At 46.0% G+C, this 13,376-nt stretch carries 12 protein-coding genes; 9 read left to right on the top strand and 3 right to left on the bottom strand.

The annotated features are described in order from the left end of the window. Positions 1-200: 200 nt before the first annotated feature. Complete coding sequence (locus tag TY16_RS01365) at positions 201-551, bottom strand: NIPSNAP family protein (RefSeq protein WP_043929884.1); 351 nt, start codon at positions 549-551, stop codon at positions 201-203. Positions 552-757: 206 nt separating this feature from the next. Continuing rightward, complete coding sequence (locus tag TY16_RS01360; RefSeq protein WP_043929883.1) at positions 758-1,504, bottom strand: YqjF family protein; 747 nt, start codon at positions 1,502-1,504, stop codon at positions 758-760. Between the two features lie 208 nt (positions 1,505-1,712). Between TY16_RS01360 and TY16_RS01355 the strand changes: the two genes are divergently transcribed. The 9 genes from TY16_RS01355 (at position 1,713) to TY16_RS01315 (ending at position 12,809) form a co-directional block, all read left to right on the top strand. Beyond that, entirely contained in the window at positions 1,713-2,555 is an 843-nt protein-coding gene (locus tag TY16_RS01355) for an STAS domain-containing protein (protein WP_052342552.1), read from the top strand. Between the two features lie 30 nt (positions 2,556-2,585). Continuing rightward, positions 2,586-2,816: a CsbA family protein gene (locus TY16_RS01350; protein ID WP_043929882.1), complete on the top strand. Its 231-nt coding sequence runs from the start codon at positions 2,586-2,588 to the stop codon at positions 2,814-2,816. Positions 2,817-3,311: 495 nt separating this feature from the next. Then, positions 3,312-5,291 carry an excinuclease ABC subunit UvrB gene (uvrB, locus tag TY16_RS01345; RefSeq protein WP_043929881.1) on the top strand — a complete coding sequence of 660 codons (1,980 nt, stop codon included), beginning with the start codon at positions 3,312-3,314 and terminating at the stop codon, positions 5,289-5,291. 7 nt (positions 5,292-5,298) lie between these two features. Then, complete coding sequence (gene uvrA, locus TY16_RS01340) at positions 5,299-8,181, top strand: excinuclease ABC subunit UvrA (protein ID WP_043929879.1); 2,883 nt, start codon at positions 5,299-5,301, stop codon at positions 8,179-8,181. Between the two features lie 782 nt (positions 8,182-8,963). Beyond that, on the top strand, positions 8,964-9,905 hold the full coding sequence (locus TY16_RS01335; RefSeq protein ID WP_043929878.1) for an ABC transporter permease subunit: 942 nt from the start codon (positions 8,964-8,966) through the stop codon (positions 9,903-9,905). A 4-nt stretch (positions 9,906-9,909) separates the two neighbouring features. Continuing rightward, positions 9,910-10,821, top strand: a complete 912-nt coding sequence (locus TY16_RS01330; protein WP_043929877.1) for an ABC transporter permease subunit — start codon at positions 9,910-9,912, stop codon at positions 10,819-10,821. 60 nt (positions 10,822-10,881) lie between these two features. Further along, positions 10,882-11,214 (top strand): DUF4870 domain-containing protein, encoded by a 333-nt coding sequence (locus TY16_RS01325; RefSeq protein ID WP_043929876.1) that lies wholly within the window; start codon positions 10,882-10,884, stop codon positions 11,212-11,214. A 39-nt stretch (positions 11,215-11,253) separates the two neighbouring features. After that, on the top strand, positions 11,254-12,381 hold the full coding sequence (locus TY16_RS01320) for a DUF4097 family beta strand repeat-containing protein (RefSeq protein ID WP_043929875.1): 1,128 nt from the start codon (positions 11,254-11,256) through the stop codon (positions 12,379-12,381). Between the two features lie 71 nt (positions 12,382-12,452). After that, a complete protein-coding gene (locus TY16_RS01315; RefSeq protein WP_043929873.1) occupies positions 12,453-12,809 on the top strand; it encodes a phage holin family protein in 357 nt (118 codons plus the stop codon). A gap of 316 nt (positions 12,810-13,125) precedes the next feature. Here TY16_RS01315 and TY16_RS01310 read toward each other — a convergent pair. Continuing rightward, positions 13,126-13,376: SPOR domain-containing protein (locus TY16_RS01310; RefSeq protein ID WP_197028344.1), on the bottom strand; the 251-nt coding region annotated here is incomplete at its 5' end.

The following is a 13,376-nucleotide window of genomic DNA, read 5'->3' as shown; positions in this document are numbered from 1 at the left end:
TTAATCGGAGTTAGGGAATAGTTCATTGCCAAGAAGCTCAAGCAGGGTTTGGTTTAGGTAGTCATAATCGCGATTGAACAGTTATATACTTTTTATTGGCAACCTTGCTTTGCCAGCCAGGGGGAAGGGGTGGCATTCATGCTGCCTCTTCCTTTTTCAATACTCGTCTTCACCGGAGGCTCGTAAGCTGTTCGATGCAACTAATGGACCTGCGCATAAAACGTCGGTTTAATCTGTTCGTCCCGGACATCGATGATATATTGCTTGAACACATAGTCCTTGCCTCCGTATGCCTCATACCAGGATTGAACCTGCTGGGCATGGGCCTCGTCCTCGCGGATATTTGCTTCAATCTCCAGGAAGGATTCAAAATTATCATATTCCCAGATTGCGAAGATTTCAGTTGTATCGGCATCGACAGGAACCATCCAGCGGCCGGTCAGCCGCGCACCATGCCTAAGGCGATTCACAAAATTGTACTCATTAAAAAGATCATTCAGGGAATCAACAAATTCATTTTTTACAAGATAAGATTTTCTTCGATAAAACATTGAAAAAAGCCACTTCCTTTAGGTTTCTATCACTTCCAATGTGTTTGTCGTAATTTCTAAGAAATAGTTTCATATTTTAATGTGAAAATCGATAAAAAGAGCGTTCCTTTTGTAAGAAACGCAAAAAAGCTATGAAGGCAGTTTTTTGGTTCCATCAGCTAATCGCGTAACATTTTTGCACTTTTGCGGACACAATCATTAAGCCTTTAGTCTTCCACAAACGGAAACATCAGCACTTTTTTCGATTCGCAGTATTGAAGAATTGGATCGCCGTAAAGCGCAACCGGGCTCATTGTATTCACACTCACTGCAGCCGACGCTTCACCCACATCCCACGGCAAATGGTGGATATCACCGCGCAGCACTTTTCCATCCCGTGTCGTGAACAAACAATACCGCTCAACCAGCCAATGCTCAAGCGAACCCGGCTCACATACAAAAGGAGCGGATTCCGGCCTGTAGGCAGCCTGATATTCACCGAAACCGTTCTCGGCCGAAATTCTTTTATTTGTAAAAAGAAAACCAGTTTCTCCTTCGGCATCCTTTCCAGCCCTCTTGAACTCCATTTCGGCATGCTTATAAGGAAGCGCAAGCAGGCCATTTGCCGCCAGCACAGCCGGCGCCAAATTTGCATCAAGAGAAAAGAAATAAACCCCATGCTTCCCGCCGCGTTTCACGTAAGTCCGCACATTCAATTCGAGGTACTCATTCAAAAGCGGAATCTCTGGCAGTATTCTGAATCGCTGGTGCTTTACCTGAAACGGCGAAATAGTCAGCCATGCCTGCCCCTTCCACGTATCCAATTCAAGTTCGGCGGGAACCAGCGCCCTTATCGCTGATGTATCAACCGGCCAATGCATGAACAGCAAGTTTTCCCATGTCTGGGTCATCATCCATGGCAAATCCGGCAGAGGATAGGGGCGGTGAGAAGTCACCTTCAGTACATCATCCACAATTATTACCTCCAATCAGCATCATACCCTACATTTTCTCCTCCTTTAATGGAGTGAAACCTGCAAAGCATGCAAATTGAGAGAATTTCCTGTATTATATGAAGGTAAAAGCAATCGTTAAAGCAAGCAGCCCTCCTCAGAGAGCTTGAGGACAGGAGGGAACGGAATTGCCTGCTATTTCGTCTATTTTTGTGTTGCGGAGGCTATCATGAACGAATTAGACCAAGCCCTATACGAATACCTATTGTCCCATTCATCGGATATGACCGACGAATGGCTAAGCCGCAGGAATAAAGAATCAGGCTCGCTTTATTCCAAAGATGCAGCCCCGGAGTTAGTTAAAAAGCTCCGCGAGCAAAACAAACTATTTAATACGAATATCTCCAAGGTTTTCATAGAGGAAGAAGAGCCCTACAAGGAAGGTCTGATTCCATGGACAAAGATGGTTGCGGAGGACCGCGTAAATTCCAACGTCCCTCTTCACCTTGTCATTAAGCAATTCGGTGTTTTCAGGGCTGTCTTCCTGGACTTTATTGAAAGTTTCGTTACTCAAAACGATAACCTGGCCATTAAGCACGGTGATATTTTTCGCTGGTCCAAAAAAATCAATATAGCATTTGATAAAGTAGTGGACTTATTCTCAGAGCACTATAATGAAGTGCACAATAAGCTTATAACTGAAAAGGAAAAAATCATTCTTGAACTAAGCGCTCCGGTTATCCCGATAGCAAGCAGCATCGGCGTCCTGCCTTTAATCGGTAAAATTGACATTGAACGCGCTCAGGCAATCATGGAATCGGTCCTAAATCAGAGTTCGCATATGCGAATTACTAGGCTGTATATTGACCTGTCCGGAGTTCCAGAAATGGATGCAGTAGCATCATGCGAGCTTTCCAAGGTCATAAAAGGGCTAAACCTGCTGGGTGTGCAGGCCATCCTTTCAGGAATGCGCCCGGAAGTAGCCCAAGCCGCCGTTGAACAGGGAATCAACTTCAGCAATACACAAATGGAGCCTAATCTCGGCGCTGCCCTGTCGAAGATTGAGTGGTAATCCCAACAAGGAAAGGGAGGTAGAAAGGTGATGAAATACTTGGCGGCATTCTTCCTGCCCGGGCTGACAGTCCTTTTGTTTTCGCGGGTAACGTATAACCGGGTTATCGGTCTCGTCCTGACAGTTGCCTTAATTGCTGCCTCCGTCTACAAAGGCTACACTGACAGCTGGGCGCTAATCGTCATCGACGCATTCTCGCTCACAGCCGGTTTTTGGGCAGCCTCCTACCTCAAACCGAAATTCCCTGGAAAACAAACATAAAGTGAGCCTTCCATCAGCGTTCTTTGCTGATGGTTAGTCGAACCAATCGGACCTTAAGGGACAGTTGCCCTTTAGGGCATACTGTCCCTTAAGAGTGGGATGAAGTGAACCGAACTCCCGAGCCATTAACGGGAGTTTTTATTTTTTATAAAATGGCGCTCGTTCCTGCATGCCCACAAGGTTTATGTATTTGTGGGCAACAAAGGATTCAGGCTCCATAGGATGAAATTCTTCCGTATCGCGGTTTATTTCAAAAAAATTGGGAAAAACTCGAAACTAATCGAATATTTGTTCGCATATTATTGGTTAGTTTCATACAGTTTGTGGTAGAATGGTTAGTATGAGATTTGGGGACAATGCCGGGATTATTGAATTCGGGCATCCTTTCAGTTGCCTTCTCTCATTTATGAGGGGAAGGGGACATGTTCGTTTGTGCCCGTCCATTCAAATAAGGAGCGGACCGGGTTACACTTTGACTACTGGAGGGCATTTAATTTGAAAAACCAATTTGAGCTAGTGTCCAAGTATTCGCCACAGGGAGACCAACCGAAAGCCATTGAGAAGCTGGTAGACGGAATTTATAAAGGCAAGCGTATCCAGACACTGCTCGGGGCGACTGGAACCGGGAAGACATTCACTGTATCGAACGTTATTAAAGAAGTGAACAAGCCGACACTTGTTATCGCACACAACAAGACGCTTGCCGGACAGCTCTACAGCGAGTTCAAGGAATTTTTTCCGAACAATGCTGTTGAATACTTTGTTAGTTACTACGATTATTATCAGCCAGAGGCCTATGTGCCCTCGACCGATACATTTATAGAAAAAGATGCAAGCATCAATGATGAGATTGACAAGCTTCGCCACTCGGCGACTTCCGCATTGTTTGAACGCAAGGATGTCATCGTCATAGCGTCCGTCTCTTGCATCTACGGCCTCGGTTCTCCAGAGGAATATAGTGAGATGGTGCTTAGTCTCAGGACCGGGATGGAAATTGAACGGAACAAACTCCTTCGCAGACTGGTCGATATCCAGTATGCCAGGAATGATATTGATTTTAAGCGCGGAACGTTCAGGGTTCGCGGCGACGTCGTCGAAATTTTCCCTGTGTCGCGTGATGAGCACTGTGTAAGGGTTGAATTTTTCGGCGATGAAATTGATCGTATCCGTGAAGTTGACGCACTGACTGGAGAAATCCTCGGTGAACGCAACCATATCGCAATCTTCCCAGCTTCCCACTTCGTAACCCGCGAAGAAAAGCTCCGTATAGCAATTCAAAACATTGAGGCCGAGCTTGAAGAACGGCTGGAAGAGCTTCGTTCCGAGGAAAAATTGCTGGAAGCACAAAGGCTTGAACAGCGGACAAGATATGACCTCGAAATGATGAGGGAAATGGGCTTCTGTTCCGGGATCGAGAACTATTCGCGCCACCTGACGCTCCGGCCTCCAGGCTCGACGCCATATACACTGCTCGATTATTTTCCTGAAGACTTCCTGCTCGTCATTGATGAGTCCCATGTTACCCTTCCGCAAATAAGGGGTATGTTTAATGGAGACAAAGCAAGGAAACAGGTGCTTGTCGATCACGGCTTCAGGCTGCCGTCCGCTCTCGATAACCGTCCTCTCATGTTTGAGGAATTCGAGAAGCATATTTCGCAGATAATTAACGTTTCCGCAACGCCCGGGCCTTATGAAATCGAGCATACACCAGAGATGGTCGAGCAGATTATCCGCCCAACTGGCCTGCTGGATCCAACAATTGAGGTCCGTCCGATCGAAGGCCAGATTGACGACCTGATTGGGGAAATCAATGAGCGTGTGGCGCGGAATGAACGTGTCCTTATAACGACACTGACAAAGAAAATGTCCGAAGACCTGACTGATTATCTAAAGGAAATCGGCATTAAGGTTAATTACCTGCATTCCGAAATCAAGACGCTTGAGCGAATTGAAATCATCCGCGAGCTCCGGCTTGGGAAATACGATGTCCTGGTCGGGATCAACCTTCTAAGGGAAGGTCTTGATATTCCTGAAGTATCGCTGATTGCAATTCTAGATGCGGACAAGGAAGGCTTCCTCCGTTCCGAACGCTCGCTTATCCAGACGATTGGACGCGCAGCTAGAAATGCGAACGGACATGTTATTATGTACGCTGATAAAATCACTAACTCGATGCAGATAGCGATTGAAGAAACAAAGCGTCGCCGTACGGTCCAGGAGGAATACAACAAAAAACACGGAATCACACCGACGACGATTCAGAAGGATATCCGTGCAGCAATCCGTGCTACCCAGGCAGCAGAGGAAAGCGAAGACTACTCAGCAACAGCCCCGCTTGCCAAGCTTGCCAAGAAAGACCGTGAGCGCGTAATCGCCCAAATGGAAAAAGAAATGAAGGAAGCTGCAAAGGCGCTTAACTTCGAGCGCGCAGCCGAGCTTCGTGATTTGATACTAGAGTTAAAAGCGGAAGGATGACAACAAAATGGCATTGGATAAACTTGTCGTAAAAGGCGCCAGGGCCCATAATTTGAAAAATATCGATGTCACCATTCCGAGAGACAAGCTTGTCGTAGTGACTGGGCTTTCCGGTTCCGGAAAGTCCTCTCTTGCATTCGATACCATTTATGCCGAAGGGCAGCGCAGGTATGTCGAATCGCTGTCCGCCTATGCAAGAATGTTCCTCGGCCAGATGGACAAACCAGATGTTGATTCAATTGAAGGCCTTTCGCCTGCAATCTCGATCGACCAGAAGACTACAAGCCGGAACCCGCGGTCTACAGTTGGAACGGTCACTGAAGTTTATGATTATTTAAGGCTGCTTTTTGCAAGGGTCGGCCGGCCGGTTTGCCCGGAGCATGGAATTGAGATTTCATCACAGACGATTGAACAAATGGTCGACCGTATTATGGAATATCCGGAACGGACCAAAATGCAAATCCTTGCCCCGGTAGTCGCCGGCAGGAAAGGGATGCAAGTCCAGGTTCTTGAGGACATCAAGAAACAGGGTTTTGTCCGCGTCCGAATCAACGGTGAAATGATTGACTTAAGTGAAGAAATTTCACTTGAAAAAAATAAAAAACACTCAATTGATGTTGTCGTCGACCGGGTCGTTGTCAAGGAAGGAATCGAGGCCAGGCTTGCCGATTCCCTGGAAACTGCACTCCGGCTCGGAAGCGGGAAAGCCGTCATTGACGTTATGGGCCAGGAAGAGCTGTTGTTCAGCGAACACCATGCCTGTCCGATCTGCGGCTTCTCAGTTGGCGAGCTTGAGCCACGGATGTTTTCGTTCAACAGTCCATTTGGTGCTTGCCCTGAATGTGACGGCCTCGGTGCCAAAACGGAGGTTGATCCAGACCTTGTTATCCCAAACAAGGACCTGACCTTGAACCAGAATGCAATTGCCCCTTGGGAATCTGTTTCGTCTCAATACTATCCATCGCTCCTGAAGGCCGTCTGCGACCATTATGGGATCAACATGGATGTTCCGGTCAAGGATCTTCCCAAGAGCCAGCTGGACAAGATTCTGAAGGGTGCAAAAAACGATAAGATTTATTTTAAATATAAAAATGATTGGGGCCAGGTAAAGGAAGGCTATATCGTCTTTGAAGGCGTTCTTCGAAATGTCGAGCGCCGCTACAAGGATTCAAGCTCTGACTGGGTTCGTGAGCAGATGGAAAAATATATGGGACAGCAGCCTTGCCCAACCTGCGACGGCTACAGACTTAAGAGGGAAGCGTTGGCTGTTAAAGTTTCAGGCCAGCATATCAGTGAAATCACGGATTATTCCGTTGTGGAAGCACTGGATTTCTTTTCTTCGCTTAACCTGACAGAGAAGGAAATGCAAATTGCCAGATTGCTGTTAAGGGAAATCGGCGAACGGCTTGGCTTTTTGAAAAATGTAGGCCTCGATTACCTGACGCTTAGCCGCGCGGCCGGAACGTTATCTGGCGGTGAAGCGCAGCGGATCAGGCTTGCGACCCAAATTGGCTCGCGGCTGACCGGAGTACTCTACATCCTGGACGAGCCGTCGATTGGCCTCCACCAGCGCGACAATGACCTGTTGATCAGTACTCTTCAAAATATGCGCGACATTGGCAATACGCTTATTGTCGTTGAACACGATGAAGACACAATGTTTGCTGCCGATTACCTGATTGATATCGGCCCAGGAGCTGGCGCGCACGGCGGTGAGGTTGTCGCCATGGGCACGCCTGAAGAGGTCATGAACAATCCTGCCTCCTTGACCGGCCAGTATCTTTCCGGTAAAAAATTCATCCCGCTGCCGGTCGAAAGGCGCAAGCCGGATGGGCGCTATCTGGAAATCAAGGGCGCTTCGGAAAACAACTTGAAGAATATTAATGTCAAGTTCCCGCTCGGTGTTTTCATGGCCGTTACAGGTGTTTCCGGATCCGGGAAGAGTACACTTGTCAATGAAATTCTTCAAAAGTCGCTTTCCCAGAAGCTTCATCGTGCAAAAACAAAGCCAGGGGCATTCAAGAGCATCAAGGGAATCGACCATCTTGACAAGGTCATCGATATTGACCAGTCTCCGATTGGCCGTACACCGCGGTCGAATCCGGCTACCTATACCGGAGTCTTTGATGATATTCGCGGTTTGTTTGCATCTACCAATGAAGCCAAGGTTCGCGGTTACCAGAAAGGACGTTTCTCTTTTAATATCAAGGGCGGCCGCTGTGAGGCGTGCAAGGGTGACGGGATCATCAAAATTGAGATGCATTTCCTGCCGGATGTCTACGTCCCTTGCGAAGTTTGCCACGGGAAGCGCTACAACCGCGAAACACTTGAAGTGAAATATAAAGGCAAAAGCATTTCTGATATCCTTGAAATGACAGTTGCCGATGGCGTTGAATTTTTCGCGAACCATCCGAAAATCAGCCGCAAACTGCAGACAATTGCCGATGTCGGGCTTGGTTACGTCACTCTTGGCCAGCCGGCAACCACCTTGTCCGGCGGTGAAGCACAAAGGGTGAAGCTTGCATCCGAATTGCATAGGCGCTCGAACGGTAAAACGATGTATATCCTCGATGAGCCGACAACCGGGCTTCACGCGGATGACATTTCGCGCTTGCTCGATGTCCTGCAGCGGCTCGTTGATAACGGAGATACTGTTCTGGTGATCGAGCATAACCTCGATGTTATTAAGGCTTCAGATTATCTCATCGATCTCGGCCCTGAAGGCGGCGACAGGGGCGGCGCGATTGTCGCGACTGGAACGCCCGAGCAAGTTGCGGAAGTTCCGGAGTCGTATACAGGCCGCTACTTGAAGCCAATCCTAGAGCGTGACCGTGAGCGGATGAGAAAGCAAATAGAAGAAACCGAAAAACAGGCTGCTCATACGAAATGAGAACAGCTTAGAATAGGACCGTGCTGAATAGGCGCGGTCTTGTTTTAGTTCTGGAGGAAATCCTCGGGCTGGAAACATCCAATTTACCGCGACGCGAATCCACATATCATATCAAGGACATTTCATCCTACCGGAGGGATCAAAATGTACTCGAAAACCGATTTCAAGGACATTTTGCCTCTACAACAGCATCCAAATGTCCTTTAAAACTAATTTCAAGGACATTTCGTCTTCCGTAAGTACCAAATTGTACTCAACACCGGTAGTGTGAAAAATTTCCGAAACCAGTTTCAAGGACATTTCGCCTCTCTCAGCATCAAAAAGTACTCAAACAACCAATAGGCATTTTCCAAGTCCAATCTCATCAGTAGGGCTTATTGATAACGTTTTGCCAAAAATTATGTAGTGAAATGTAACCAATAGAGCTTCTTGGTTACATTTCATAAAAAATTTTCTGCTAAAATGTCACCAATAGGGTTTCTTGGTCACGTTTTACGAATAATCACTCACTGAAATGTCACCAACAGAGCTTTCTAGTTAGCCCATACCCACCCAATTTTCCACAAAAGGATATCTCCTCCACCAACTCCTGCCCATAAGTAAGCTGCTACTCTATAAAACCTTATAAAAACCAGTAAAATCACCAAGCACACATCAAATTACAATAAATTGAAAACATTCTGACAAAATTGTAAAATTAATGTAACACAAATAAAGGAAACCTCGACTAACAAAGGAGAAAAGCAAATAAAGAGTTGCGTAGAGAAAAGGGGGAAGGAAATTTGAATATTGTAAACCTTGTAGTTCGCCAGGGTATATTGTGGATTGTAGCGACAATCCTTTTTTTGACTTTGCTATTTTTGCCGAGGACAACAGTGTATACGGAAGGGCGGGGAGGGTCGTTTGAGAGTGCGCGGTATGAATATTCTCTAAAGGATCACGTCCAGCAGTTCAAAGACTTTTATACATATATCAAAGTGAACAAAGGACTGGGCGAGGTCATGGATGGCCACTCGGCTACTGTGCATGTCGTTCGGACTTTTACCAAAAGCATGAAAATCGCGCTGCCTGCACTAGCGATTGGCCTGTTCGCGGGAATCGCTAAAGGGGTATTTGATTACCGGTTCCGTAACAAAAAAACTCGCTTCCTTGGCGAGCCAACAACTCGTGTTTTCTTATCGATCCCGGACTTATTCCTAATCATTATGATTCAAATTGCCATTATGACCGCATACGAATGGGGAATTATGCCGTACATGAAGGTGTATGGAAGCGACTCTATGAGTGTACTAGTCTTAAACATCGCCTTTCTATCAATCTACCCTATCTTTTATATTGCCAATATCACCTATTCAAGCATTCGCGATGAACAGGGCAGGGATTACATCGTCACTGCTTTTTCAAAAGGAACGCCATCGCTAAAGGTATTGTATAGCCATGTCCTGAAAAATTGTTATCCAAAAATTCTTAGCCATACAAATACAATTACGCTTTATACTCTATCAAACTTGTTCATTGTTGAGTATTTGACAAATTACCGGGGTGCCGCCTTGTTTTTCTATGAAACCGTGGCCTCGCCAGCAATGATTGGGATTGGCCAGCAAAACCCGATAAACCTATTTGGTGCGGCTGGCTATATTATTCTTTTTACCGGAGTTATTTTTCTAGCAAAACTGGCGGCAGGAATTGGGAAGAATTTGGTCTCCCCGCTTGAAAGGAGCTAATTGTATGAAATGGAATTGGAGACTATGGCTTGGTGCATTTTTTCTAGTGATTGTAGCTCTAGTGGCTGTTTTTGGGTCCTATTTTCCATTCGTTGACACGGAGTTGAAGGAACTTGGAGCTCTTAAAACAGAGGAAGGTAAATTTGTTCTGCCTCCATTCCCGCCGATGGACGGCTATCCGCTTGGCAGCAACCATAAAGGGGTGGATATACTGAGCCTAATTATTATGGGGGCGGGAGAGACATTGCTCATCGTGTTGGCGATTGTTGTTGTGAGGTATGTGTTTGCGGTGCCGCTCGCAGTTGCCGCCTTTTATTCAAAGTTCATGGAAGTGGCCATGCACGCCTGGCAGCAGCTATTTTCATTCATGCCACCGATTTTTTTTGTATCGTTTTTTGCTATGCTGCCCTTCATCTTTTTTTCGGAAATCAGACCGGTCTGGTTTGTGCTTGTCCTAGCCTTGCTTGAAGGCGGGCGGGTTGCGGAAATCATCCATGAGCATATGAAGCAGACCGAGAAACGCCCATATATTGAAGCTGGAATTGTCGCAGGATGTACGCCGTATAAAATGTTCAGGAATTATTATCTGCCGGTTGTCATACCAAATATTATTGTGCTCGTTATCAATGACATCGGCCGTATCCTGTTCCTGATTTCACAGCTGGGCATCATTCACATTTTTATCAACCACACATTCATCAGTCAGGAAAGCCGCTTTTTGTATGATGTCGTCAATACGTCACATGCCTGGCCTACGTTGTTCATGACCATTCTTGATGATGTGAGAATTTACAGATGGATCCCGTTTTCAGCAATAGCGGCCATCGGTTTGACGATTCTGTTTTTGAACCTGTTTGCCGGCGGGCTGCAGCGCTATTTTGAAAATAAGCACAGGCTTGTCAGAAACGATTTATAACCTTTCAATTGAAACTTTTAGGCATTTGTCACGTACATTATGTTTGGAGGAGTGATCCATATGGATACACAAAGAGTTTTATCGGCACTTTGTTATTTCAGCGTCTTTTTTGCAGCATTCCTGCTGCCGTGCGTAGTCTATTTTGTCGCTGATAGCGAAGTGACGAAAAGCCATGCCAAAAAGGCATTCCTGTCCCATCTTATTCCGATAGCTGGAGTTCCGTTCATTATCATGCTTGCCCTATTCGTGGCTGCAGCGGAACCTGGGGCTGGGTTTGTGTTCGCCATTCTCGGTTTTATTGTGTATGGCATTCTTGTACTGGGAATCACGATTTGGAATGTTATCATGGGAATCAAAGCACTTCAAGAACCGGCTCATACGTATCATTTGTAAACATAATGCTAATTGTAGAACGGAAAGGGGAGTTTTTTGATGAAGGAAGAACGGAAACGAATATTGGAGTTGGTGGAGAGGGGCAGCCTGTCTGCTACAGAGGCCATCACGCTTCTGGAAGAGCTCGAAAAGTCGTCAAAGTCAGCTGACCAAAAAGAACAGGAGATCATGAATGAACTTTCTGTCGTTGTCGACCAAAGCTCCGAGAAAAAATATTCATCCCATGGATCTTATAAAAATAACTCAGCAAAAGATAAACTTTTTGATTTGGTGGATACTGTTATTAAAAAGGTCAAAGAGCTTGATTTGGATTTGAATTTCGGCCAGTCTGTTGAAATTTCGCATATTTTCCAGCACAACGCCGTGAATCTCTCAGATATCGACGTTAGCATTGCAAACGGCTCGGTCAAAATCGTGCCGGCCGATCAAGAAGATGTCCGTATTGAATGCCAGGCAAAGGTTTACAGGGCGGACACCCAGGAGGAGGCAAGAAAGGCTCTGCTAGACTCTGTCATCTTCGTGGTTGAAGACAGCAAACTGAAGTTGCTTGCCACCCAGAAGTGGATGAAGCTGGATGCAGTCCTTTATGTTCCAAATGCCTCCTATGAAAAGATCCGTGCAAAGCTGTTCAATGGTCCTGTAACTGGAGAGAATCTGCAGGTCAAGGATTTAAAGGCCAAGACCGGCAACGGGAAAATATCCTTAAAAGGTGTTTCCGGTGAAAAACTGGAGGCCGAAACAGCAAATGGGCATATTAAATTGAAGCGGTGTGCAGTCGAGAGAGTCGATGCTGAAACAATCAACGGAGGCATCAAGCTTGCCGGCCCATTCAAAAAAGCCGACTTGAGAACTTTTAACGGCGGGATTGAGTGCGAGGTGCAGGGCGACTGCGATTTCCTTTCCACCAAAGCAGTTACAGGTGGAATTGAGATTTACGTGCCAGCCGAGCTGGCTGTTGACGGGGAGTTGAGATCCAACCTTGGAGGTTTCCAAGTTGACCTAGACAGAATTCAGCTCATTGAAGAGAAGAGTGAAATGGTCCAAAAGCTTCTTCGCTTTAAAACAATTCAGGAAGAAGAACAGGTTTCGAGGATTGTTGCTGAAACGAAGACTGGCGGTATTTCTGTCCGTAAGGCAAGTGTTTATAAAAAAGATAGCCAAGAGTAAAGCTACATTTTCTCCGGCAAACTGGAATACACTAGTGATATGAATCAAACGTTTTAGGAAGGGTGAGGCAAATGAAGTGGTTTATCGGAATCGCCATCAATGCAGTTTTATTTATGGCGATAGCTGGTTACTTCAATGATGAATTCAGGCTTTCGGGACTCGGAGCAGCCATAGGAGCCAGCTTCCTCCTGTCAATTCTGAACATCATCGTCAGGCCAATCCTAATTTTGCTCACCCTTCCAGTTACTGTCCTAACACTTGGTTTCTTTCTATTTGTCATCAATGCATTAACTTTGCTGATGACCGACAAGCTGATGGGTTCCGCCTTCGAAATTTCAGGCTTTGGGATGGCGCTCTTTGTAGCCATCATCATGTCACTCGTCAACCTGGTTGTTCAGAAAACGGTTTTTGATAAACGCAAGGAATGAAATAGCTCCCGTCCGGCTGCCGAAGCCGGGCGGGTTTTTTACTGGCTGATGTTAAACAAAGTCACTTGGAGTCTTTTTTTCAGCTGTGAAGAGGCTGTGAAGAGGATTGATATATATTTATAAATTATGAATAACATCTTGGATGCTGGAACGGGGTGAGTTGTTATTCATCAGTTCCATGAATGACATTTTGGGTGCTGGAACGGGTTGAGTTGTCATTCATCAAGTCAATGAATGACATTTTGGGTAACCGAACGGGTTGATTTGTCATTCATTCACTTGGATAAAAAAATACCCGCAGGATCTCCTGCGGGTATTAGTCTTTATAGGCAAAAGTGTCGAACCCGTCAGCCAGAAGCTCTTTTGCTAGTGCATCGGCGTTTTCCTTTTCTTTAAAAGCACCAGCCTGAACTTTAAAGAGGCCATCTGTATCCTTAAAAACAAAGCTGTCATAGCCTTTGGTTTTTAATTTTTTTACAAGATCGTCAGCGTTCTCTCGATCCTTGAATGTACCGGCTTGTACCTTGTACAATGTCGTTCCTGCTGCTGGTTTAGGTGCAGGCTTGG

This window comes from Bacillus sp. EB01 (assembly GCF_000613125.1).
Classification (GTDB): Bacteria; Bacillota; Bacilli; order Bacillales; family Cytobacillaceae; genus Bacillus_D.
The sequence above is the reverse complement of the archived record's forward strand: the minus strand, read 5'-3'. Positions and strand labels throughout refer to the sequence as shown.